This is a genomic window from Streptomyces sp. NBC_00249, from assembly GCF_026342355.1.
GTDB lineage: Bacteria > Actinomycetota > Actinomycetes > Streptomycetales > Streptomycetaceae > Streptomyces.
Genome location: NZ_JAPEMV010000003.1, coordinates 381,268 through 404,558 on the forward strand (window position 1 = coordinate 381,268; position 23,291 = coordinate 404,558).

The 23,291-nt window shown below is 70.1% G+C and carries 17 protein-coding genes; 7 read left to right on the forward strand and 10 right to left on the reverse strand.

Translation table 11 applies throughout. The annotated features are described in order from the left end of the window. Nucleotides 1-5: 5 nt before the first annotated feature. From kdpB (OOK31_RS15975) to OOK31_RS15990, 4 genes are read right to left on the reverse strand one after another with little or no spacing between them, the layout of a single operon-like run. A complete protein-coding gene (gene kdpB, locus OOK31_RS15975) occupies nucleotides 6-2,111 on the reverse strand; it encodes a potassium-transporting ATPase subunit KdpB (protein WP_267087882.1) in 2,106 nt (701 codons plus the stop codon). Next, on the reverse strand, nucleotides 2,108-3,772 hold the full coding sequence (gene kdpA, locus OOK31_RS15980; RefSeq protein WP_267087883.1) for a potassium-transporting ATPase subunit KdpA: 1,665 nt from the start codon (nucleotides 3,770-3,772) through the stop codon (nucleotides 2,108-2,110). Before kdpA ends, kdpB (OOK31_RS15975) begins: the two co-directional genes overlap by 4 nt. An 8-nt stretch (nucleotides 3,773-3,780) precedes the next feature. Further along, nucleotides 3,781-3,870, reverse strand: a complete 90-nt coding sequence (kdpF, locus tag OOK31_RS15985; protein ID WP_267087884.1) for a K(+)-transporting ATPase subunit F — start codon at nucleotides 3,868-3,870, stop codon at nucleotides 3,781-3,783. After that, the gene (locus OOK31_RS15990) at nucleotides 3,867-4,178 is read right to left on the reverse strand and encodes a hypothetical protein (protein WP_267087885.1); all 312 of its coding nucleotides are present in this window, start codon (nucleotides 4,176-4,178) and stop codon (nucleotides 3,867-3,869) included. The genes kdpF and OOK31_RS15990 overlap by 4 nt, the downstream gene beginning before the upstream one ends. A gap of 127 nt (nucleotides 4,179-4,305) precedes the next feature. Between OOK31_RS15990 and OOK31_RS15995 the strand changes: the two genes are divergently transcribed. The 5 genes from OOK31_RS15995 to OOK31_RS16015 all read left to right on the forward strand — a co-directional run bounded on the left by OOK31_RS15995 (nucleotide 4,306) and on the right by OOK31_RS16015 (nucleotide 14,095). After that, complete coding sequence (locus OOK31_RS15995) at nucleotides 4,306-6,189, forward strand: APC family permease (protein ID WP_267087886.1); 1,884 nt, start codon at nucleotides 4,306-4,308, stop codon at nucleotides 6,187-6,189. Between the two features lie 236 nt (nucleotides 6,190-6,425). Further along, nucleotides 6,426-8,576 (forward strand): potassium-transporting ATPase subunit KdpB, encoded by a 2,151-nt coding sequence (gene kdpB, locus OOK31_RS16000; RefSeq protein ID WP_267087887.1) that lies wholly within the window; start codon nucleotides 6,426-6,428, stop codon nucleotides 8,574-8,576. Between the two features lie 147 nt (nucleotides 8,577-8,723). Next, a complete protein-coding gene (locus OOK31_RS16005; protein ID WP_267087888.1) occupies nucleotides 8,724-10,661 on the forward strand; it encodes an APC family permease in 1,938 nt (645 codons plus the stop codon). Between the two features lie 86 nt (nucleotides 10,662-10,747). Beyond that, nucleotides 10,748-12,730, forward strand: a complete 1,983-nt coding sequence (locus tag OOK31_RS16010) for an amino acid transporter (RefSeq protein ID WP_267087889.1) — start codon at nucleotides 10,748-10,750, stop codon at nucleotides 12,728-12,730. A 174-nt stretch (nucleotides 12,731-12,904) separates the two neighbouring features. Next, nucleotides 12,905-14,095 carry a cytochrome P450 gene (locus OOK31_RS16015; protein ID WP_267087890.1) on the forward strand — a complete coding sequence of 397 codons (1,191 nt, stop codon included), beginning with the start codon at nucleotides 12,905-12,907 and terminating at the stop codon, nucleotides 14,093-14,095. A gap of 12 nt (nucleotides 14,096-14,107) precedes the next feature. Here the strand turns inward: OOK31_RS16015 and OOK31_RS16020 are convergent, their stop codons facing one another. From OOK31_RS16020 to OOK31_RS16035, 4 genes are all read right to left on the reverse strand, one after another. Then, entirely contained in the window at nucleotides 14,108-14,755 is a 648-nt protein-coding gene (locus tag OOK31_RS16020) for a class I SAM-dependent methyltransferase (RefSeq protein WP_267087891.1), read from the reverse strand. A gap of 35 nt (nucleotides 14,756-14,790) precedes the next feature. Continuing rightward, entirely contained in the window at nucleotides 14,791-16,227 is a 1,437-nt protein-coding gene (locus OOK31_RS16025; protein ID WP_267087892.1) for an amidohydrolase family protein, read from the reverse strand. A 232-nt stretch (nucleotides 16,228-16,459) separates the two neighbouring features. Beyond that, the gene (locus OOK31_RS16030; protein ID WP_267087893.1) at nucleotides 16,460-19,375 is read right to left on the reverse strand and encodes a hypothetical protein; all 2,916 of its coding nucleotides are present in this window, start codon (nucleotides 19,373-19,375) and stop codon (nucleotides 16,460-16,462) included. Between the two features lie 301 nt (nucleotides 19,376-19,676). Further along, nucleotides 19,677-20,000, reverse strand: coding sequence for a plasmid stabilization protein (locus OOK31_RS16035; protein ID WP_267087894.1), 324 nt, complete (start codon nucleotides 19,998-20,000; stop codon nucleotides 19,677-19,679). A 337-nt stretch (nucleotides 20,001-20,337) separates the two neighbouring features. On the opposite strand from OOK31_RS16035, the gene OOK31_RS16040 reads away from it, so the two are divergent. Continuing rightward, entirely contained in the window at nucleotides 20,338-20,622 is a 285-nt protein-coding gene (locus tag OOK31_RS16040) for an isoamylase early set domain-containing protein (protein ID WP_267087895.1), read from the forward strand. 150 nt (nucleotides 20,623-20,772) lie between these two features. Further along, nucleotides 20,773-21,498 (forward strand): VOC family protein, encoded by a 726-nt coding sequence (locus OOK31_RS16045; RefSeq protein ID WP_267087896.1) that lies wholly within the window; start codon nucleotides 20,773-20,775, stop codon nucleotides 21,496-21,498. A 12-nt stretch (nucleotides 21,499-21,510) separates the two neighbouring features. Here OOK31_RS16045 and OOK31_RS16050 read toward each other — a convergent pair whose 3' ends face one another. Beyond that, nucleotides 21,511-22,263 carry an SDR family NAD(P)-dependent oxidoreductase gene (locus tag OOK31_RS16050; RefSeq protein WP_267087897.1) on the reverse strand — a complete coding sequence of 251 codons (753 nt, stop codon included), beginning with the start codon at nucleotides 22,261-22,263 and terminating at the stop codon, nucleotides 21,511-21,513. A 161-nt stretch (nucleotides 22,264-22,424) separates the two neighbouring features. After that, entirely contained in the window at nucleotides 22,425-23,291 is an 867-nt protein-coding gene (gene xdhC, locus OOK31_RS16055) for a xanthine dehydrogenase accessory protein XdhC (RefSeq protein ID WP_267088297.1), read from the reverse strand.

The following is a 23,291-nucleotide window of genomic DNA, read 5'->3' on the forward strand; positions in this document are numbered from 1 at the left end:
GCAGATCAGCCGATTCCGGGGATGAGGGAGATGAGCATGTCGATGATCTTGATGCCGATGAACGGGGCGATCAGGCCGCCGAGTCCGTAGATCCCGATGTTGCGGCGGAGCATCTTGTCGGCGCTGGTCGGCCGGTACTGGACGCCCTTCAGGGCGAGCGGCACGAGCGCGATGATGACCAGCGCGTTGAAGATGACGGCGGAGAGGATGGCCGACTCCGGGGATGCCAGGCCCATGATGTTGAGCTTGTCGAGGCCCGGGTAGACCACCGCGAACATGGCCGGGATGATCGCGAAGTACTTCGCGACGTCGTTGGCGATGGAGAAGGTGGTCAGGGCTCCCCGGGTGATGAGGAGCTGCTTGCCGATCTCGACGATCTCGATGAGCTTCGTGGGGTTGGAGTCGAGGTCCACCATGTTCCCGGCCTCCTTGGCGGCCGAGGTACCCGTGTTCATCGCCACGCCCACGTCGGCCTGCGCGAGCGCCGGGGCGTCGTTCGTACCGTCTCCGGTCATCGCGACGAGCTTGCCGCCCGCCTGCTCCCGCTTGATGAGGGCCATCTTGTCCTCGGGGGTGGCCTCGGCGAGGAAGTCGTCGACGCCGGCCTCCTCCGCGATGGCCTTGGCGGTGAGCGGGTTGTCGCCCGTGATCATGATCGTCTTGATGCCCATGCGGCGCAGTTCGTCGAACCGCTCGCGCATGCCCTCCTTGACGACGTCCTTGAGGTGGATGACACCGAGGACGCGGGCGCCCTTGTCGTCCTTGACGGCGACGAGGAGCGGGGTGCCGCCGGCCTCGGAGATGCGGTTGGCGAGGATGTCGGCGTCGTCGGATACCTGGCCGCCCTGCTCCCGCACCCAGGTGATGACCGAACCGGCCGCGCCCTTGCGGGTCTGCTTGCCGTCCACGTCGACACCCGACATGCGGGTCTGGGCGGTGAAGGCGATCCAGTCGGCGCCCGTCAGCTCGCCCTGGTGGCGTTCGCGCAGCCCGTACTTCTCCTTCGCCAGGACCACGATGGAGCGGCCCTCGGGGGTCTCGTCCGCGAGGGAGGACAGCTGCGCGGCGTCGGCCAGCTCCGCCTCCGTGGTGCCCTTGACGGGGACGAACTCCGAGGCCTGGCGGTTGCCGAGGGTGATGGTGCCGGTCTTGTCGAGCAGCAGGGTGGAGACGTCACCGGCGGCCTCGACCGCGCGGCCGGACATGGCCAGGACATTGCGCTGGACGAGGCGGTCCATGCCGGCGATACCGATGGCCGACAGGAGCGCGCCGATGGTGGTGGGGATCAGGCAGACCAGCAGCGCCGTGAGCACGATCATGGACTGCTCGGCGCCGGCGTAGATCGCGAAGGGCTGGAGGGTGACGACCGCGAGCAGGAAGACGATGGTCAGCGAGGCGAGCAGGATGTTGAGCGCGATCTCGTTGGGCGTCTTCTGCCGGGCCGCGCCCTCGACCAGGCTGATCATGCGGTCGATGAAGGTCTCGCCGGGCTTCGTGGTGATCTTGATGACGATCCGGTCGGACAGCACCTTCGTACCGCCGGTGACGGCCGAGCGGTCGCCGCCGGACTCGCGGATGACCGGGGCGGACTCGCCGGTGATGGCGGACTCGTCGACGGACGCGACGCCTTCGACGACGTCACCGTCGCCCGGGATGATGTCGCCGGCCTCGCAGACGACCAGGTCGCCGATGCGCAGCTCCGCCCCCGGGACCTGCTCCTCGCTCCGGCCGTCCTCGGTCAGGCGGCGCGCGACGGAGTCGGTCTTGGCCTTGCGCAGGGTGTCGGCCTGCGCCTTGCCCCGGCCCTCGGCCACCGCCTCGGCGAGGTTCGCGAAGATCGTGGTGAGCCACAGCCAGGCGGTGATGGCCCAGCCGAACCAGTCCGTGGGGTCCTTGATCGCCAGGACGGTCGTCACGACCGAGCCGATCAGGACGACGAACATGACCGGGGACTTGATCATGACCCGGGGGTCGAGCTTGCGCACCGCGTCAGGGAAGGACTTCATCAGCTGTTTGGGGTCGAAGAGGCCCCCGCCCACGCGCCCGCCGCCCGGCTTGTGGCCGGTGGGCACGTCCTGGTGCGGAGCCCTTGTGGGGGTGGCGGTGCTCATGAGGCGAGCCCTTCGGCGAGCGGTCCCAGCGCCAGGGCCGGGAAGTAGGTGAGGCCGGTGATGATGATGATCGTGCCGACGAGCAGGCCGGCGTAGAGGGGCTTGTCGGTGCGCAGGGTGCCCGCCGTCTCGGGTACGGGCGTCTGTTCGGCGAGGGAGCCGGCCAGGGCGAGGACGAAGACCATGGGCAGGAAGCGGCCGAGCAGCATGGCGATGCCGATGGTGCTGTTGAACCACTGGGTGTCGGCGTTCAGGCCCGCGAAGGCGGAGCCGTTGTTGTTGGCGCCGGAGGTGTAGGCGTAGAGGATCTCGGAGAAGCCGTGCGCCCCCGAGTTCGTCATCGAGCCCGCCGGGGTGTCCAGGGCCATCGCCGCGGCGGTGAAGCCGAGGACCAGGGCAGGGGTGATGAGGATGTAGCAGGCGGCGAGCTTGATCTCGCGGGTGCTGATCTTCTTGCCGAGGTATTCGGGGGTGCGCCCGACCATGAGGCCGGCGATGAACACGGCGATGATCGCCATGACGAGCATGCCGTAGAGGCCGGAGCCGACGCCGCCGGGTGCGATCTCGCCGAGCTGCATGCCCAGCATCGCGATGCCGCCGCCGAGGCCGGTGTAGGAGGAGTGGAAGGAGTTGACGGCGCCGGTCGAGGTGAGGGTGGTCGCGACAGCGAAGATCGACGAGCCGCCGACCCCGAAGCGCGTTTCCTTGCCCTCCATCGCCCCGCCGGCGACGTCGAAGGCCGGGCCGTGGTGGGCGAACTCGGTCCACATCATCAGCACGGTGAAGACGACCCAGATGATGCCCATCGTCGCGAGGATCGCGTAGCCCTGGCGCAGGTTGCCGACCATGCGGCCGAAGGTGCGGGTGAGAGAGAAGGGGATGAGCAGGATCAGGAAGATCTCGAAGAGGTTCGAGAAGGGCGTCGGGTTCTCGAAGGGGTGCGCGGAGTTGGCGTTGAAGTAGCCGCCGCCGTTGGTGCCGAGCTCCTTGATGACCTCCTGCGAGGCCACCGCCCCGCCGTTCCACTGCTGCGAGCCGCCCATGAACTGGCCGACCTCGTGGATCCCGGAGAAGTTCTGGATCGCGCCGCAGGCGACGAGGACCAGCGCGCCGATCACCGACAGCGGCAGCAGGATCCGGACGGTGCCGCGCACCATGTCGGCCCAGAAGTTGCCCAGTTCACCGGTGCGCGAGCGCGCGAAGCCCCGTACGAGGGCCACCGCGACGGCCATGCCGACCGCCGCCGAGAGGAAGTTCTGCACCGCGAGGCCGCCGGTCTGCACGACGTGGCCCATGGCCTGCTCGCCGTAGTACGACTGCCAGTTGGTGTTCGCCACGAACGAAGCGGCGGTGTTGAACGCCTGGTCCGGGTCGATCGCCACGAAGCCCAGCGAGCCGGGCAGGACGCCCTGGGCGCGCTGCATCAGGTAAAGGAAGAGGACGCTCACGGCCGAGAAGGCGAGGATGGCCCGCAGGTAGGCGGGCCAGCGCATCTCGGCGGCCGGGTTCGCACCGATGGCCTTGTAGATCCACTTCTCCGGCTTGTAGTGCTTCTCGGAGGAGTAGACGCGGGCCATGTAGTCGCCCAGCGGGCGGTAGGCCAGCGCGAGTGCGGCGATCAGCGCGAGGAGCTGGAGCACTCCAGCGGTTTCGGGGCTCATATCAGTGCTCAGAACCTCTCCGGGTACACGAGGGCGAGGATGAGGTAACCGAGCAGGGAGACGGCGACCAGCAGGCCGACGATGTTCTCGACCGTCACAGCTTGGTCACCCCCCGGGCGATGAAGGCCACCAGCGCGAAGACCGCGACCGTGGTGACGACGAAGGCCAGATCGGCCATCGTGAGCTCCTGGATGAAGAGGGAAGTAATGAATCGGCCAGATGGCCGATGACGAGATAACCGTGTCTTCATTCCGGCGTTAAGACGTTTTGACGGGCTCCATACGGGTGCTGGGGAACTCTTGATGTCGTCCTTACGCGAAAGGCCGTGAACCGCCGCTCGGCCCCGGTGGGACAGGCCGGCCGTGTCCAGGGCGGCGCCTGCTTCTTGACGCACCTCATGCGGCATGAGGCCCCGGCGTCAGGAGTGCGTGAAGACTGCGGCGGTGGGCGTATGGATCGCGCCAAACACTCTGGCCGTCCGGCCACGGCATTCGGACGCTGTCCTCACTTTGTCCAACGGAGGAACAGCGAAGATGGCACTGCACATGGGAAAGCCGGCCACGGCAGGACAGGCTCCGGGCACGGAGGAACCTCCTGATACCGGCGTTACGGCACCCGCCGCGGGGGACCGGCACCGACTGACCGCCCTCCAGGGCCTGGCCGCGCTGTCGCTGGACGCGATGGCCTCGGTCGCGTACGGCCCTGAGTCGATCGTGCTGGTCCTGGCGGCGGCCGGTGGCTACGGCCTCGGGTTCACCCTGCCCGTCACCCTGGCGATCGCGGCGCTGCTGGCCGTGCTGGTGGCCTCGTACCGGCAGGTGATCGCGGCGTTCCCGGACGGCGGGGGATCGTACGCCGTCGCGAAGAAGCACCTGGGCCGGCGTACGAGCCTGGTGGCCGCGGCCTCGCTGATCCTCGATTACGTCCTGAACGTCGCCGTCTCCGTCACCGCCGGCGTCGCCGCGCTGACCTCCGCCTTCCCCGAGCTGTACGGGGAGCGGGTGTGGATCTGTCTCGGGGTGCTGGTCCTGGTCACGGCCGTGAACCTGCGCGGTGTCGTCGACTCCGCGAAGGCCTTCCTCGTACCGACCGCCGTGTTCGTCGGGTCGATCCTGGCCATGGTCGTGGTCGGCCTGTTCCGTGACGGGCCGGTGAGCACCGCCTCGGCCGCCGGGCACGCCTCCGCCCTCGGCGAGGACGCCACCACCGTCGGCGCGCTCCTGCTCCTGAAGGCCTTCGCCGCCGGCTGCTCCGCCCTGACCGGCGTCGAAGCCGTCGCCAACGCCGTTCCGTCCTTCCGCGCACCCGCCGCCCGGCGCGCCCAGCGCACCGAGGTCGCCCTCGGCGCCCTCCTCGGCGTCATGCTGATCGGGCTGTCGGTCCTGATCGGCCGATTCCACCTCCAGCCGGTCGAGGGTGTGACCGTCCTCGCCCAGCTCGCGGACGCCTCCTTCGGTCACAACGCCGCTTTCTACGTCGTCCAGTTCGCCACGATGGTGCTGCTGGCGCTGGCCGCGAACACCTCCTTCGGTGGTCTTCCAGTACTGATGAGCCTGCTGGCGCGGGACAACTACCTGCCGCACGTCTTCGCCCTCAAGGCGGACCGCCAGGTCCACCGCCACGGGGTGGTGTGGCTGGCGCTCGTGTCGGGGGTCCTGCTGGTGTTCTCCGGCGGCGACACCAACACCCTCGTTCCTCTCTTCGCGATCGGCGTCTTCGTAGGCTTCACCATCTGCCAGGTCGGCATGGTCCGGCACTGGAACGGCGAGCGCCCCAAGGGCTGGCAGGCGAAGGCCGCCCTCAACGGCTCCGGCGCCCTGCTCACCGGCGTCGCGGCGGTCGTCGTGACCGCCACCAAGTTCACCGAGGGCGCCTGGCTGATCGTCCTCGCCCTGCCGGTGATCGTCCTCGGCTTCGAGAAGGTCCGCCGTGCGTACGCGCAGATCGGCGAACGTCTGGAGCTCGGCCGCATCCCGCAGCCGCCGCACCGCTCCCGTTCCCTGGTCGTGGTACCCGTCTCCGGGCTCTCCCGGCTGACCTGCAAGGCGCTCACGGCCGCCCGCTCACTCGGCGACGAGGTCCTCGCCGTGACCGTCACGCACTCCGCTCCGGAGGACCGGCAGGCAGCCGAAGCACTGCGCCGGGACTGGGAGTTGTGGAAACCCGGGGTCGAACTGACCGAGATCACCTCGCAGAGCCGCTCGCTGGGCCGGCCCGTGTCCGCCTACGTGCGCGAGCTGACGCGGAGCCACCCCGACGCTCAGGTGACCGTCCTGATCCCGGAGACGGAACCCGCCCGCCTTTGGCAGCGGATGCTCCAGAACCAGCGCGGCTCCGTCGTCGCCCACGCGGTACGCCGTGACACCGACGCCGTGATCTGCCGGCTGCGCTTCCGCATCACCGGCGACACACGCTGACCCGCGTTGACGTGCCCTTGACGGCGGCCTGACGCCCTTCGGGCGCCGGCGTCAAGAAGGCGCCAATTCCCCTTACCGCATGGGGAATCGCCCGCGAACGGGCAGTAGCTTCCTGCCTGTTGCGCCGCCGGGGACCTCGATCACTCACATGACGGCCGAGGGGGTCCATGCGAGACAGTCCCCGGCGGCGACACCCCCTCTCCCGCACCCCGTTGATCTCGTCAGAAGGTCGCTCCATGCCTCCCGCCGCCGCACGGCACATTTCCCCGGCTCTCGGCACACCTCCGGGGACCCCGGTCAACCGGCCGTCCCGGAAACGCTCCGGTCAAGTGAACGTGCTGGAGCCCGAACTCCTCGCCACCTCGGCCCGGGAGGCCGTCGCCAAGCTCCACCCGCGCGAACTGGTCAAGAAGCCGGTGCTGTTCGTCGTCGCCGTCGGATCGGTGCTGACCACGCTCTCGGCGCTGATCCACCCCTCCGTCTTCACCTGGGTGATCAGCGTCTGGCTCTGGCTGACGGTCCTCTTCGCCAACCTCGCCGAAGCGGTCGCCGAAGGCCGCGGCCGCGCCCAGGCCGAGTCGCTGCGCAAGGCGCGTACCGACACGGTCGCGCTGCGCCTGAACCACTGGACGTACGGTGCGAACCTGCGCCACACCGAGACCGAGGTGGTGACCCCGGCCGAGCTCCAGCCCTTCGACTTCGTACTCGTCGAGGCGGGCGAGGCGATCCCGGCCGACGGCGACGTCGTCGACGGCGCCGCGATGGTGGACGAGTCCGCCGTCACCGGCGAATCGGCCCCGGTCCTACGGGAGTCGGGCGGCGACCGGTCCTCGGTGACCGGCGGTACGACGGTCCTCTCCGACTCGATCGTCGTACGGGTCACCTCGCGCTCCGGGAACAGCTTCATCGACCGGATGATCGCGCTGGTCGAGGGCGCCTCCCGGCAGAAGACCCCGAACGAGATCGCGTTGAACATCCTGCTGGCCGCCCTGACCGTGATCTTCATCCTGATCGTGGTCAGCATCCAGCCGATGGCCGCCTACGCGGGCGCCGCCCAGTCGACGACCGTGCTGGTCGCGCTCCTCGTCACCCTCATCCCCACCACGATCGGCGCCCTGCTCTCGGCCATCGGCATCGCCGGCATGGACCGCCTCGTCCAGCGCAACGTCATCGCGCTCAGCGGCCGCGCCGTCGAGGCCGCGGGTGACGTGAACACCCTCCTCCTCGACAAGACCGGCACCATCACCCACGGCAACCGCGAGGCCGCCGAGCTCATCCCGCTCCCCGGGACCGACCACACCACGCTCGCGGACGCCGCCCAGCTGTCCTCCCTCGCCGACGAGACGCCCGAAGGCCGTTCCGTCCTCGTCCTGGCCCAGCGGTACGGACTCCGGCCGGTCACCGCGGAGGAGCTCAGCAACCCCCGGTTCACCGAGTTCAGCGCCCGCACCCGGATGAGCGGTGTCAACCTGAGCTGGGACAACGGCGCCGGCTGCGCCATTCGCAAGGGCGCGGTGACGCAGGTCTGCGACTGGGTGGCGATGCGCGGCGGGACCGTACCGGCGGAGGCCGCCGCATGGTCCGCTCAGGTCTCGCAGTCCGGCGGGACCCCGCTGCTGGTCGCGGTCCACGACTGGGACGGCCCGCGCGTCCTCGGCATCATCCACCTCAAGGACGTCGTCAAGGACGGCATCCGGGAGCGCTTCGCGGAACTGCGGGCCATGGGGATCCGTACGGTCATGGTCACCGGCGACAACGAGCTGACGGCCCGCGCCATCGCGGCCGAAGCCGGGGTCGACGAGTACCTTGCCGAGGCGACGCCCGAGGACAAGATGGCCCTCATCAAGCGGGAGCAGGCGGGCGGCAAGCTCGTCGCCATGACCGGCGACGGCACCAACGACGCCCCGGCCCTCGCCCAGGCCGACGTGGGCGTCGCGATGAACACCGGCACCTCGGCCGCCAAGGAGGCCGGGAACATGGTGGACCTCGACTCCAACCCCACGAAGCTCATCGAGATCGTCGAGATCGGCAAGCAGCTCCTCATCACCCGGGGAGCCCTGACCACCTTCTCGATCACGAACGACGTCGCGAAGTACTTCGCGATCATTCCGGCCATGTTCACCGCGGCCTATCCCGGCCTGGAGGCCCTCAACATCATGGGCCTGAGCAGCCCGACCTCCGCGATCACCTCGGCGATCATCTTCAACGCCCTGATCATCGTCGCCCTCATCCCGCTCGCCCTGCGCGGCGTCCGCTACAAGCCGGCCTCCGCGCACGACCTCCTGCGCCGCAACCTCGGCGTCTACGGCCTCGGCGGTCTGGTGCTGCCCTTCGTCGGCATCAAGCTCATCGACCTGGTGGTGTCCACCGTCCCCGGCCTCGGCTGATCGTCCCCCGGCAGTCCGCTGGTTCGTCCGCGTTAAGGACGCGTCAGTATTGCCTCACTCCCGTGCAAAAAGGATCTCGCTGCGTACGCTGACTCAGCCGTCGATGCAGATGGCTGATTCTTTGCCGTACGACAGGAGCCCCCCACGATGGCCACCCCTGCCCGCACGTCGCGCCTGCGCGCGTGGATGCTGGAAGGCTTGACCGCCGAGAACAGTTCGCCCGCCGCCAAGGAGGCGGCGGCCCAGCCGCACGGCCGGCCGTGGTGGCGCGTCATGTGCCTGACGGGGCTCGACTACTTCTCCACCCTCGGCTACCAGCCCGGCATCGCCGCCCTGGCGGCTGGACTGCTGTCGCCGCTGGCGACCATCGTGCTCGTGCTCCTCACCCTCTTCGGGGCGCTGCCCGTCTACCGTCGGGTGGCCGAGGAGAGCCCGAACGGCGAGGGCTCCATCGCCATGCTGGAGCGGCTGCTGACGTTCTGGAAGGGGAAGCTCTTCGTCCTGACCCTGCTCGGGTTCGCGGCGACCGACTTCCTGATCACCATCACCCTCTCGGCCGCCGACGCGACCGCGCACCTGGTGGAGAACCCGCACCTCACGAGCACCCTGCACGGTCACGAAGTACTGATCACCCTGATCATGATCGCGCTGCTCGGCGCCGTCTTCCTCAAGGGGTTCAGCGAGGCCATCGGCGTTGCCGTCGTGCTGGTGGCCACCTACCTGGGACTGAACGTCGTCGTGGTGGCCGTCGGGCTGTGGCAGGTGGTCACCGAACCGCACGTCGTCACCGACTGGACGACCGCGCTGACCACCGAGCACGGCAATCCGTTCATGATGATCGCCATCGCGCTCATCGTGTTCCCGAAGCTCGCCCTCGGCCTCTCCGGCTTCGAAACGGGCGTCGCGGTCATGCCGCACGTCAAGGGTGACCCCGAGGACACCGCGGCGAGGCCCGCGGGCCGGATCCGCGGCGCCAAGAAGCTCCTGACGACCGCGGCCGTCATCATGAGCGTCTTCCTGATCTGCTCCAGCTTCATCACCACGCTCCTGATCCCGGCCGACCAGTTCCAGCCGGGCGGCGAGGCCAACGGACGCGCCCTCGCCTACCTCGCCCACGAATACCTGGGCTCCGCCTTCGGCACGCTCTACGACATCTCCACGATCCTCATCCTCTGGTTCGCCGGCTCCTCCGCCATGGCGGGCCTGCTCAACCTGATGCCGCGCTACCTTCCCCGCTACGGCATGGCCCCGCACTGGGCCCGCGCCCTGCGCCCCATGGTCATCGTCTTCACGCTGATCGCCTTCCTGGTGACCTGGATCTTCGACGCCGACGTGGACGCCCAGGGCGGCGCGTACGCCACCGGTGTCCTCGTCCTGATCACCTCCGCCGCCGTCGCCGTGACCATCGCCGCCCGCCGGGCGGGGGAGCGCGGCTGGACGATCGGGTTCGGGACCATCTCGGCGGTCTTCATCTACACCACCGCCGTCAACGTCGTCGAACGCCCCGACGGCGTGAAGATCGGTGCCTGCTTCATCGGAGGCATCATGGCGCTCTCCCTCCTCTCCCGCCTCGCCCGCGTCTTCGAACTGCGCGTCACGGACGTGGAACTGGACGACATGGCGCAGCGGTTCATCCGCGACACCGCCAACCGCACCATCCGCTTCATCGCGAACGAGCCCGACCAGCGGGACCGGACCGAGTACCGCGAGAAGGTCGAGCAGATCCGCGCGGACAACGACATCCCGCCCGGCGACGACGTCATGTTCGTCGAGGTCACGGTCCTGGACGCCTCCGAGTTCGAGTCCGGCATGAGGGTGCGCGGCGAGGTGCTCCACGACCGCTACCGCGTCCTGACCCTGGAGAGCTCCAGCATCCCCAACGCGCTCGCCGCCCTCCTGCTGCACGTCCGCGACGAGACCGGCCAGCGTCCCCACATCTACTTCGAGTGGACCGAGGGCAACCCGATGGCCAACTTCCTCCGCTTCTTCCTCTTCGGCCAGGGCGAGGTCGCCCCCGTCACCCGCGAGGTCATCCGCGAGGCCGAACCCGACCGCACCCGCCGCCCGCACGTGCACGCCGGCTGACAGACGCATGCGCAATGATCGTTGCGCGATCCTGGGACAAGTGGCCGTCGGGTGCGCCGAAGCGGCCGGGAAGGTGGACGGGGGACATGAGGGAAGGGGATCAGCCGGTGATGCCGGAAGTGGTGGACACTCCTTCAGCACGTGCGGAGCCGGCCAGTGGGCTGGCACGGTGGCTGCTGCGCCACCAGGTGCAGCCGGTGGGGCCGGCGGCGGACGAGGGGCACACGGTGCCGCAGCCGTGGTGGAAGGTGATGTGCCTGACCGGGGTGGACTACTTTTCCAGCCTGGCCTATGTTCCGGCCATCGCGGCCCTGGCCGCCGGGGCGGTCTCGCCGCTGGCGACGCTGCTGATCGTGGCGCTGACCCTGTTGGGAATGCTGCCGATGTACCGGCGGGTGGCGAAGGAGAGCCCGCACGGTGCCGGGTCGGTGGCGATGCTGGAGGACTTGCTGCCGTTCTGGTGGGGCAAGCTGTTCGTGCTGATCCTCCTGGGCTTCGTGGCCACCTCGTGGATCATCACCATCACCCTCTCCACCGCGGACGCCTCCGTGCACGTGGTGGAGAACCCCTTCTTCCCCGCCGCCCTGCACGGCCACGAGGTCGCCCTCACGGTGGCGCTGCTGCTGGTCCTCGGAGGGGTGTTCCTGCTCGGGTTCAGTGAAGCCGTCAGCGTGGCCATCCCCCTGGTCGCGGTTTTCCTCGCACTGAACGCGATCGTCATCGGCGTCGGCCTGGCCCACGTGTTCACCACCCCGGGGGCCTGGTCGGCATGGACCGCCGCCCTCGCCGAGGGCGGCGGCGGCTTCGGCGACCTGATGGGCCCGGCGCTGCTGGCCTTCCCCCTGCTGGTGCTGGGCCTGTCGGGCTTCGAGACCGGCGTGAGCATGATGCCGCTGGTCGCCGCCGACGGGGCGGACGAGGAACAGCGACTGCGCTCGCGGATCCGCAACACCCGCAGGCTGCTGACCACCGCCGCTCTCGTCATGAGCGTCTACCTGCTCTCCGCCGGCTTCGTCACCACCCTCCTCATCCCGCACGAGCTGTTCGAACCGGGCGGAGCCGCCAACGGCCGCGCCCTGGCCTGGCTGGCCCACGAACACGTCGGAGAGGCCTTCGGCACCGTCTACGACATCAGCACCATCCTGATCCTGTGGTTCGCCGGCGCCTCCGCCATGGCGGGACTGGTCAACATCGTCCCCCGCTACCTGCCCGACTACGGCATGGCCCCCGAATGGGGCCGCGCCGTCCGCCCGGTGGTCCTCGTCTACACCGCCCTGTGCATCGTCATCACGATCGCCTTCGACGCCGATGTCGACGCCCAGGCCGGCGCCTACGCCACCGGCATCCTCGCCATGATGGTCTCCGGCGCCTTCGCTGTCACCGTCTCCGTCGCACGCCGCCGCCGGCGCGCGACGACCGTCGGCTTCGCCCTGCTGACCACCGTCCTGCTCTACGCGCTGGTCGCCAACATCATCGACAAGCCCGACGGCATCGTCATCTCCGGGTTCTTCATCGCCGGGATCGTCCTGGTGTCGCTGATCTCCCGCGTCTCCCGCACCACCGAACTGCGCGCCGACCGCATCGTCTTCGACGGCGACGCCCGCCGTTTCATCGACGACACCATCGCCCACGACAACGCCATCAACATCATCGCCAACCGCCGCGAGGCCGGCGACCTCGCCGAGTACAGCGACAAGGAACGCGAACAGCGCGGGGTCAACCCGGTACCCGGCCCCGCCGACGTGCTCTTCCTCGAGATCGACGTGGTCGACCCCTCGGACTTCAGCGACACCCTCACCGTCCGCGGCGTCGAGGTGGACGGCTACCGGATCCTGCGCGCCGACGCGCCCGCCGCCCCGAACGCCATCGCCGCCGTCCTGCTGGCCCTGCGGGATGCCACCGGTGTTCAGCCGCACTGCTACTTCGCCTGGGCCGAAGGCAGCCCGCTGGTGCACATGGTCCGCTACTTCCTCCTGGGACGCGGTGACACCGCCCCCGTCACCCGCGAGATCATCCGCAGCCACGAACCCGACCCCGCCCGCCGCCCCGGCATCCACGTCGGCGGCTGACCGGGCCGCGGGGCCCGTCAGTGCAACGCGCCATTGCATTCGACTCCAGGGTCATTGCATCAATTTGCCGCCATCCACCTGCAGTTATGTGGTCCAGCGGATTGCAGTCACCTTGAATGCAACGTAGCTTTCGAGCCGCATCGAACGCGCACTATCGCGAGGCGAGGAATGGTCATGGACGAGTCCCTGCACACTGTCACGACGCTGCCGACGGAACGCCGGCCCGGCTGTCCCTTCGACCCGCCGGCAGAGCTGACCGAAGCCCGCAGCCACGGCCCCATCAGCCGCTACACCCACCCCGGCGGGAAGCCCGGCTGGATGATCACCGGACACGACCTGGTCAGGTCGGTCCTGGCCGACCCGCGGTTCAGCTCCCGCAAGGACCTCCTGAACGTGGTCGACTTCGACCTCCCCCCGGCGCCGCCCGGCGAGTTCCTCCTCATGGACGAACCCCAGCACAGCCGCTACCGCAAGCCCCTGGTGGGCAAGTTCACCGCACGGCGGATGCGACTGCTCACCGAACGCATCGAGCAGATCACCGCCGACTGCCTGGACGCGATGGAGAACGCCGGACCGTCGGCGGACCTGGTGACCGCGTTCGCCAAGCCCATCCCCACCATCATCATCTGCGAGCTGCTGGGCGTGCCCTACGAGGACCGGGACTCCTTCCAGGAACAGATCGACACGTTCATGAGCGGCGAGACGGGCGACGAGGAGCTGATAGCGGCCTACACCGCGACCCAGACCTACCTCGCGGAGCTGGTCGCCGCCAAGCGCGCGAACCCCACCGACGACGTGCTCAGCGAACTCACCGACAGCGACCTGACCGACGAGGAACTGCAGGGGATCAGCCTGATCCTGCTGGCGGCCGGGTTCGACACCACCGCCAACATGCTGTCCCTCGGAACCTTCGCGCTCCTGCAGAACCCGGCCCAACTGGCCGCGCTGCGCGCCGATCCCGCGCTCGTCGACCAGGCCGTGGAGGAGCTGCTGCGGTACCTGAGCGTCGCCAAGTCGTTCATGCGGACGGCGCTGGAGGACGTCGAGGTGGGCGGGCAGACCATCGAGGCCGGCACGACGGTCGTCCTCTCGTACAACACCGCCAACCGCGACCCCGAGCGCTACGCGGACCCCCACGCGCTCGACCTCGGCCGGGACTCCGGCGGCCACCTGGCCTTCGGCCACGGCATCCACCTGTGCCTGGGCGCGCAGCTGGCCCGCATCGAGATGCGGGTCGCGTTCTGCGCACTGCTGGCCCGCTTCCCCACGCTGCGGCTGGCCGTCCCGGCGCAGGAGGTCGTCCTGCGCCCGGAGACGGCGGACATCTACGGGGTGAAGAGCCTCCCGGTCACCTGGGACGCGTGACCGAGAGCCGGTTCACACCTTGTACGCGAGGAGCTGGACTTCCTGGAACTGCCGCTGGTCGGTGGGGAGCGGCTCGATGACCAGGCGGGCCGACTCCGCCAGTCCGTGGGCGCGCAGGAGCCCGGCGAAGCGGTCGGGGGACCAGCGGTAGGCCGTCACCACCGCGTGGTCGTAGGCCTGTGTCCCGTGCTGGGGGCCGTCCGTGGCGGGGAACTCGATCAGCAGGTGCCCGCCGGGAGCCAGGACCCGGGCGATCTCGGCCAGGACGGCGGGCAGCTCCTGCGGCGGGGTGTGGATGACGGACCACCGCGAGAGCACCCCGCCGAGCGTGCCGTCCTCGATGTCCAGCGCGGCCATCGAGCCGACCTCGAACCGCAGTCCGGGGTTGGCCGCGCGAGCGAGGCCGACCATCACGGGGGAGGCGTCGACGCCGAAGGCGTTCAGGCCCAGCCCGTGGAGGTGAGCGGTGACCTCGCCCGGTCCGCAGCCGAGGTCGGCCACCTGGCCGTCGCCGTTCGCCCGTACCAGCTCCGCGAAGGCGCCGAGGAGGGCGCGCTCCAGAGGACGGCCGCCCAGAGAGCCGTGGAACAGCTGCGCGTAGGTGGGGGCGATGGCGTCGTAGGCCTCGCGGGTGGCGTGCACGGTGTCGGGTTCGGTCACCCGGAGATCCTAACGGGAGGAGAAGCGCGGAGTCCCTACGCGAGGGACCGGATGCGGGTGGCGGCGGCTTCGGCCTCGCGGACGACACGGGCGGTGTCGACGTCGACGAGACGGCCGCCGAGTTTCAGCGGCCGGCCGTCGACGAACACGGCGTCGACGTTTTCGGGGCGTCCGTTGAAGACGATCTGGCCGACCCAGTCGAAGCGGGGGGCGAAGTTGAGGGCGGCAGGGTCGAGGACGACGAGGTCGGCCCTCTTGCCGGGCGTGAGCGAGCCCACCCGGTCGGCGATGCCGAGGGCTTCCGCGCCGCCCAGGGTGGCCATCCGCAGGACGTCCTCGACCTGCGGGAAGACCCCCGCGTCCGTGGAGCGGGCCCGCTGGAGGCCGATGGCGGCCTTCATCAGGGCGTGGAAGTCCGAGGTGTCATTGGTGCCGCCGTCCAGGCCGAGAGCGACCTTGACGCCCTTTCGCCGCAGCCCGGGCAGCGGCATGATGCCGGACGCCAGGCGCATGTTGCTGAGCGGGCAGTGGACGGCCCGCGCGTCGTGGGCGGCGACCGCGGCGATCTCGTCCTCCGTGAGGTGGATCGCGTGGTTGAGCAGGAGGCGCGGGCCCAGGGCGCCGATGTCGGCGAGGACGCCCAGGGGGTCGTCGGCGCGCTGCTCGGGGCGTTCGAGGACGTGGGAGTTGAGCATGACGCCCAGCTCCTGGGCGGTTTCCCAGTGCGCGTGGTTGAGGTGGCGGATGGCGCGTGCCGCGTGGGTGGCGACCTGGAAGGAGCCCAGCGGCACCGGGTCCACGAGCTCCCGCTTCACCCGGGCGACCAGCTCCCCGTCGGGCTTGGGCGGGAACATCGCGTACGTGAACCGGACACCGGTGCCGGCCAGGGCCCGGACGTAGCTCTCGACCAGGTCGTACGCGAAGATGTCCACCCAGTCCACCAGGGTGGTCACCCCGCTCTGTACGGCGTCGAGGGCGGCGAGCCGGACGAAGCTGTGCAGGGTGGCGGGGGTCAGTCTGGCGCGCTGGGCGTCCGTACATCTCTGTAACCAGCCGAACAGGTCGCCGTCGGTACAGCCGCCCCGGATGGCGGACTGCCACAGGTGGGTGTGCGCGTCCACGAAGCCCGGCATCACCAGCTTCCCGGACACGTCCTGGACCCAGGTGCCCGCGGGAGCCTGGAGGCCCTGCCCGACGGCGGCGACGGCGCCGCCCCGGATCAGCACGTCGGCGTTGTCCAGAGCGCCCAGCGGGCCGTACCCCAGGGCCGGGTCCATGGTGAGCACCAGGGCCGCCCCGCGGAGCAGGACCGTACGGGAGCCGGTCGCGCGGGGCGTGACGGGGCGGGCCCGTACGGCCGTCGTACGAGGGGAGGCGCCGAGCATGAGCGGGGCCGAGGCGGCCAGGCCGAGGCCGGCGAGCAGGTTGCGGCGGCTGGGGGCCTGGGGCGTGGTGGGGGCTGCTGACTGCATGGCGTGGTACCTCCCGGGGGGAATGACGGAAGGCCCGCCCGGGCACCGCTGTGACGCAGCGTCAGCCAGGGGCGGGAGGGTGTACGTACCATTCCCAACGAACGGGATTTCGATAGCCGTTGGTGGAATTATTTTTCCGCTGGCGTCAGGTGTTTGCCGTCTCCCGGTGGTGGCCGTGGGCCCGGGCCGCCCCCCGCCCGCACGGCCGGCGGGCAGGGGACGGGGCGTGCGGTCAGAGGCGGAAGGGGTTGCCTCCCTGGGCTGCCAGGAGGAACCAGGCGGTTGCCCCGGTGTGGCGGGAGGCGTAGTAGATGTCCCCTTCCCCGGTGGTGAGCCCGTCGCTGGAGGCGGCGACGATGGCCCGGCCGTCGGTGTTGGGGGCCTCGTTCTGGGCGCGCTTCAGGGTGTCCAGGAGGGTGGCCGCCCTGGTGCCGTCGTCGGGTGCGCGGCGCTGGTTGTAGGCGGCGAGCATGTGGGCGGTGCCTTCGAACCAGACCTTGGAGGTGTCGGTGCGGCCGAAACTGACACCGGTGTAGGGGCCGTCGGTGGCCGCCAGGTTCGTGGCCGCCCAGTCGATCGACCGGGAGTACGCCGGATCGAGCGTGGCCAGGTAGCTCCAGGCCTGGATGTCCTCGGGGACGGTGTCGCGGTTCTGCGTGACACCGTCGTTGCCCGTTCCGGTCCAGAGCCGGCCGTCGTCGGCCTGCATGCTCCGCACGAAGGCGAACGCGTTGTCCGAGCGCTGCCTCCAGGCCGCCTCGCCTGTGACGCCGGCGAGCATGGCGAAGAACGATCCGGTGTCGATGTTGTGTTCGGTGGCCTTCCAGTCGATGTGCTGCATCTGCGCACCGGTCTCGTCGGTGTTGCGAAGTCCGCCGGTGTAGCCGCCGATGCCACGGCTGTCGGCCGCGTTCGTCTGGATCCAGTTCGCGGTCCTCAGTGCGCCGTCGAGGAACCGCTGTTGCCCGGTGGCCTTGTACAGGCGGGTGAAGGCCATGCCGGCCCAGGCCATGTTGCCGGTGTAGACGGAGAACCCGCCGACGTAGGGAGAACCCGTCGCGGTGACGAAGGGGTTGGGCTCGTACGAGGCGCGGATCCGGCCGTCCGGATCGATGTCGTGGGCCTGGGCGTAGAGCAGGCTGTCGCCCAGGGCGACGGCATGGGAGATGTCACCGCTGGTGCCGCGCTTCAGGAAGGCGGCGATGATCAGGGCGTTGTCGTAGGTGAAGGAGGCCTGGTAGCCGTCGGGGCCGAACTCCTCGCCGGGGGCGAAGTGTCCGCCGGCGTAGCTGCGCGGTACCCGGAGCGCGGAGTTGGAGCCGTACTCGTCCATCGTGGAGCTGAGGAAGTCGTAGGCCTTTTCCACCTGCGGCGAGGACACCAGCAGTTCGGTTCGGCCGTCATTGGGCGGCGGCGTGAAATTCGGAGTGATCCGGTACCGGACCTCCGGTGCGGACGTGTACCTCAGCATCGTGATGGGAATGTGGTTGGAAACCTCCAGGGCGGGCACCAGGAACCCACCGGTGCGGTTCCTGATGCCTCCGTTGAACTCCTCCCATTGCTGCGACGGGGAGGGCGAGCAGGAGGCCATGCGCACGACCTCGCCGCCCGGATCGGGCGCTGGCTTCTCCAGACAGACGTTCCCCGCGAGGTTCACGATCCGGACCCCGCCGGGCGTGCCGGACGCCTCGAACCGCCAGTGGTGCTGGTCCGTGTCCTTCGCTTCGTACTCGCCCAGGCGGTCGGGATCCAGGAGCTGGACTTCCCAGCTCAGCTCCTTGGACGTGGTGACGTTGGTGATGGTGAAGTTCGGGCCGAGCTGGAATCCGCCGGTCTCCCAGAACCGCAGGTCGACCGGGTCCAGCTGCCAGGCGCTCGCGACGTGGACCGCGGGAACCACGCCGCCGAGGAAGCCGGGGGCGGCCGGGTCCGGTGCGACGGCGAGGCCGTCACCGTTGCTCAGGACGTGACTGGCGGGATCCTGGCGCCAGAGCTGGTTCTTGCCCGGGTTCGCGTGGCAGTCGGTCTGCCGCAAGTGGTGCGAGGACGGGTCGTACGAGGCGGCGACCACGTCGAGGCATTTGTTGGAGTTCATGTTGACCAGCTGGTGGTAGGCCGTCCCGTCGATCTCCCTCCCCCGAATGGTCTTCCACACCTGGGAGAGCCGGTGGCCCCAGTCGGTGGCGTTCACCGGCACCTCGTTCGCCGTGGACTCCGAGGCGGTCTGCATCACGCCGAGGGATTCGCTGCGGATCCGGTAGGTGAAGCCTGTCTCGGTCTCACCGGCCGCGTGCAGCCTGTTCAGCGACACCGCGTAGTGGTCCGACCCGGCCCACACGGTGTGGGGCTCCCACCCGTTCGCCGCGGGAGCACTGCTGACGGCGTAGTCGAGCTCGGTGTCGTTCCCGCCGGGCTGCCGTGCCTCGTGGGTGATCTGGCCGGGGTTGCGCAGGTGCCCGGACGGAGGGACCCAGACGCCCCGTTGCAGGTCGAAGTTGAAGTCCCCCGCGACCACCCACGCACCGCCCTGGAGCGCATGGCGTGCCGCCACCGCCCTGATGGCGTTGTTGCGGTCGTTGCCGCCTCCCGACAGGGCGTGGATGCTGTAGTAGGAGTCCGTGCCGACCCGCACCCCGATCAGGGGGCGGGGGAGCGTACCGCCCAGGGCGTCGGGCTGCACCACGACGGGCTCCGGCACCGCGCCGCCCAGCCGGCTGGTGTTCACCAGGATTCCCACATTGACCCTGGCGGGGAGACCGGGCTCCCCGTTCGAGTCGGTTATCGCCCAGTACAGGGAGTAGTTCTCACCGTTGCGGGTCCACGTGTTGTGGTAGACGCGGACGTCGCCGTTGACCGGGCCGGCGGGCCCCGCGTACGTGACGGGAACGTCGCTGTGGGTCTGGGTCGGCACGCTGCTCGCGGGAGGGCTGGCCATCTCCTGCAGCGCGACGATGGAATGCGTCTGCGTGCCGATGCTCTGGGAGTTGAACAAGGTCGGAATGTAGGTGGTCCACTTGTTGGTGTTCGCCCCCTCGTTCGCCCCCTGCATGTTCCATGTGGCGAAGGGCCGGTCGTCGGTCACGGCCGCGGCGGGGGTGGCGCCCGCCAGGGCCTGAAGAAGCGTCAGGACCAGTGCCGCGGTGCACATCAGGGATACGGCCCTGTTCGGCCGGTATGCCCGGGATTTCATATGAGGCTGCCTCGGTCCTTGCGTGGGGAAGTCCTGAAAGGCCTTCGAAGGTCAGCAGCCTATGGAGGGCAGGCCGGGCCGGAAGCGGCAGGGCAGGCGCTACAGGTCGATCGAGCGGCTCTCGTCCAGGACGGCGAAGCCGGTGCCGTCCTGGCCTCCTCGGGGGTCAGCGCTCCGGCCCGGACGCTGTCCGCGATGCACGCGGCCTCCTCGCCGGCGTACCAGCGCGGGTACTCCTCCTCGGTGAGCCGGCGGACCGTCAGTAGCCGAGCTCGCGCTTCAGTTCGGCCTTGTCCATCGAGGAGCGGCCGTGCAGGTTGCGGCGCTGGGCCTCCGCGTACAGCTGGTCGTACGTCGGCCCCTGCGCACCGCTGTGGGAACGCTGTCCGCCCCGCCTGGCGGAGGACATGTCCTGGATCGAGCTCTTGCTCGCGGTCTTCGACTCGCCCGACCGGGCGCGCTCCTTGTTCACCGTCCGCGCCGCGATCTCCTTGGCCCGCTCGGTGCTCTCGCCGCGCTTCTCGGCGCTCTCCTTGATGTGCTCGTACTGGCGTTCGCGCTTGGGGCTGGAACCGCGGGGCATGGTGACTCCTTGCTACCGGGGTGGAGGTGACGGCTGGGGTTCGGGCCTCGGAACCGGGTCGGGGACGGGCCTCGGGACCGGCCTGGGCGTGTGTGGATCGCCGCTGTGCGTGATTGCGTTCGTCATGGTGGATCACACTCGTCGGAGAGGGTTTCCCCGGCTGCGCGCCTGCCCGTTCTCGTCCGGCCCAATCCTCGTCGCCCTCCGTACGCCCGGTTCCCCGTTCAGGCTCCGCCGCCCGGGTGCCCGTCCGTCATCTCGCCGTGTCGTCGTGGGGCCAGACCGGCCCCGGGGCGAGGATGTGGCCGACCTTTCCCGACTGGGCAGGAGCCTTCCCGTGCTCGAACGCAAGCGCCGCAAAGACGCCAAGGACCACATGGAGATCACCTTCGTCCTGCCGGCGGACGCCCCGCCCGGACCGGTGAGCGTCGTGGGTGACTTCAACGACTGGCGGCCGGGCACCCACGAGCTGCGGCCCCGCAAGGACGGCATGCGGGCGGTCACCGTCGCCCTGCCCAAGAAGAGCACGCACGCCTTCCGGTACCTGGGCGAGGGCGACCACTGGTTCAACGACGAGGGCGCCGACGCACTCGACGGCTCCAACAGTCTCCTGCGCACCTGACGGACCGCACCTGCGCGCCTACGCACCGTCTCCGGCGCGCCCGCGAGTACCGTGGAGGGGGATTCCAGGGGGATGCGCCAGCGGATGGGGTCGAGCGTCGTGTCAGCATCGAGTCACGAGACATTCGGCGCACCGTGCTGGGTCAGCCTCATGGCACGCGACCTCGGCGCGGCCCAGGACTTCTACGGTGCGGTCCTCGGATGGGAATTCGGGACCGCCCGGGTCGGAGAGGCGTTCTCCGTCGGCTTCGGGGACGGCGTGCCGGTGGCCGGCCTCGGCTCCCTGCCCCCGACGCTCACCGTCCCCGTCGCCTGGACCCCGTACTTCGCCGTGGACGACGCGGACGTCACGGCCGCACGCATCCTCGAACGCAGTGCGACCGTCGCCGTCGGACCCATGTCCTTCGGCACCGGACGGGCGGCGCTCGCCTCCGACCGTGACGGGGCGGTCTTCGGGATCTGGCAGGGCGACGCCATTCCCGACTGGGGTATGGGCGGCGAAGCCGCCCCCGCGTGGCTCGAGCTGCGTACGAGGAACGCCTTCGACGCCGCCATCTTCTACGGCGAGGTACTGGAGTGGGCCTGCGAGCACGAGGGCTGCTGCGAGGTCGCCTACGTGGAGGAGAACAACCGGATCCTGCTCCGCCACGCGGGCCGGACGGTGGCCCGCCTGCACGGCGGGACCCTCGCGGAGGCCCCGGACCCCCACCTGCGGCCACGCTGGCACGTCCACTTCCGGGTGCGCGACCTCGACACCGCGGTGAAGGCGGCCACCGCCCTGGGCGCCGACACCGTCTCCGCCCCGGACTCCGGTCCCTTCCCCGGCGAGATCACCCTGCGGGACCCCGAAGGCGCCCTGTTCAGCATCGCCGGCTGAGCCGTTTCCGGTTCAGGTGCGCAGGTACGAGGCGCCGTTGACGTCGAGGACCGTGCCCGAGCTCCAGACCGCCCCGGGCGAGGCCAGGTAGAGCACCGCCGAGGCGACCTCCTCCGGTGTGGCGACCCGCCCGAAGGGGCTCTGCGCGCGGATCCGTTCGCCCTCCGCGCCGTCGAGCCGGTCCGCGACCCGTTCCGTGGCGACGAAGCCGGGCGCCACCGAGGCGACCGCGATGCCGTGGGGTGCCAGCGAGACGGCCAGGGACTGGCCGAGGGCGTGCAGCGCGGCCTTGGTGGCCCCGTACGCCGGATGGTCGGGCTCGCCCCGGAAGGCGCCGCGCGAGCCGACGTTCACGATGCGGCCCGCGCGGCCCGCGTCGATCATGCGGCGGGCCGCGCAGTAGCTGAGGTTCGCGGCGCCGAACAGGTTCACCGCCGCCGTACGCTGCCACGCCTCCTGCCAGTCCGCGTACGAGCTGGTGGGCAGCGGATGCGCGATCATCACTGCGGCATTGTTCACCAGGACGTCCACACCCCCCAGCGCCTCGTCGGCCTCGCCGACCAGGGCCTCGACCCGCGCCGGATCGCTGAGGTCACCGCTCACGAGTACGTGCCCGTCGCCCGCCAGCGAGGCGAGGGTCCGCTCGGCGTCCGCATTGCGGGCCGAGCAGTGCACCGCCACCCGGTCGCCCTGCTCGGCGAAGGCGGCGGCGACAGCGCGCCCGATGCCCCGGGAGGCCCCGGTCACCAATATTCCCCGGCTCATCCACGACTCCTTCGGTCCCCGCCCTCCCGGCAAGATCACCGGCTGCTGCCCAATATACGGGGAGCGATCTTGACGTGTCCGGCGCAGGCGGCGCGGGCCGAACGGTCAACGGCCTCTCCGACACCGCACGCCCCGGGCAGCCCGGCCCGGGGCGTGTCGGCTCAGGCGTTGCCGGCCGCCGGTGCGTACGGGGCCGCGGGGAGGACGTCCGGGACGGACCACTGGCGGTCCTGCTCGAAGGTGCGCAGGAGGTCCGCCGCGACGCTCACCGCGATCGTGGCGGGCTCCTTGCCCGTGATCTCGGTCAGCCCGATCGGGGTCTTGATCCGGTCGATGGCGGCGGCGTCGTGGCCGCCCTCGGTGGCCAGGCGCTGCCGGAACCGCGCCCACTTCGCGGACGAGCCGATCAGCCCGATCGAGCCGAGCCCCGGGGTGCGCAGGGCGGCGTCGCACAGTGCGGCGTCCTCGGCATGATCGTGGGTCATGATCAGGACGTGGGTGCCGGGCGGCAGTTCCCCCAGCACCTCCTCCGGCAGCAGCAGCGCGTGGTGCACGTGGATCTGCGCCACAGCGTCCGCGAGCACACCGAGACGTTCGTCGGTGAGCATGCCGGGACGGGTGTCGATCAGGTGCAGATCGAGGTCCTGCCGGGCCAGGATGCGGGCAAGTTCCAGTCCGACGTGCCCGACGCCGAAGACCGCCACCGCCTGGACCACCGGCAGCGGTTCGAGCAGTACGGTGACGGCTCCGCCGCAGCACTGCACGCCGTGCGGGCCGGTGACCTTGTCGTTCAGGGCGAACTCCATCAGCTCCGGCTCCGGATCGGCCGCGCCGTTCAGCTCGCGCGCCCGGTCGATGGCGACGGCCTCGATGTTGCCGCCGCCGATGGAACCCCACGTCTCGGTCCGTCCCACGACGAGTTTGGCACCGGCCCGGCGCGGCGCGTGGCCGCGCACGGTCGCGACGGTCACGAGCACACCGGGTTCCCGGCGTGCCCGCAACCGCGCGACCGCGGCCACCCAGCTCAT

Bases quoted from the DNA above. Each gene is read 5' to 3' on its own strand.
- kdpB (WP_267087882.1), bottom strand. From the start codon at position 2,111: ATGAGCACCGCCACCCCCACAAGGGCTCCGCACCAGGACGTGCCCACC.
- kdpA (WP_267087883.1), bottom strand. From the start codon at position 3,772: ATGAGCCCCGAAACCGCTGGAGTGCTCCAGCTCCTCGCGCTGATCGCC.
- OOK31_RS15990 (WP_267087885.1), bottom strand. From the start codon at position 4,178: ATGCCGCATGAGGTGCGTCAAGAAGCAGGCGCCGCCCTGGACACGGCC.
- OOK31_RS15995 (WP_267087886.1), top strand. From the start codon at position 4,306: ATGGCACTGCACATGGGAAAGCCGGCCACGGCAGGACAGGCTCCGGGC.
- kdpB (WP_267087887.1), top strand. From the start codon at position 6,426: ATGCCTCCCGCCGCCGCACGGCACATTTCCCCGGCTCTCGGCACACCT.
- OOK31_RS16005 (WP_267087888.1), top strand. From the start codon at position 8,724: ATGGCCACCCCTGCCCGCACGTCGCGCCTGCGCGCGTGGATGCTGGAA.
- OOK31_RS16010 (WP_267087889.1), top strand. From the start codon at position 10,748: ATGAGGGAAGGGGATCAGCCGGTGATGCCGGAAGTGGTGGACACTCCT.
- OOK31_RS16015 (WP_267087890.1), top strand. From the start codon at position 12,905: ATGGACGAGTCCCTGCACACTGTCACGACGCTGCCGACGGAACGCCGG.
- OOK31_RS16025 (WP_267087892.1), bottom strand. From the start codon at position 16,227: ATGCAGTCAGCAGCCCCCACCACGCCCCAGGCCCCCAGCCGCCGCAAC.
- OOK31_RS16030 (WP_267087893.1), bottom strand. From the start codon at position 19,375: ATGTGCACCGCGGCACTGGTCCTGACGCTTCTTCAGGCCCTGGCGGGC.
- OOK31_RS16035 (WP_267087894.1), bottom strand. From the start codon at position 20,000: ATGCCCCGCGGTTCCAGCCCCAAGCGCGAACGCCAGTACGAGCACATC.
- OOK31_RS16045 (WP_267087896.1), top strand. From the start codon at position 20,773: ATGGCACGCGACCTCGGCGCGGCCCAGGACTTCTACGGTGCGGTCCTC.
- OOK31_RS16050 (WP_267087897.1), bottom strand. From the start codon at position 22,263: ATGAGCCGGGGAATATTGGTGACCGGGGCCTCCCGGGGCATCGGGCGC.
- xdhC (WP_267088297.1), bottom strand. From the start codon at position 23,291: ATGAGCTGGGTGGCCGCGGTCGCGCGGTTGCGGGCACGCCGGGAACCC.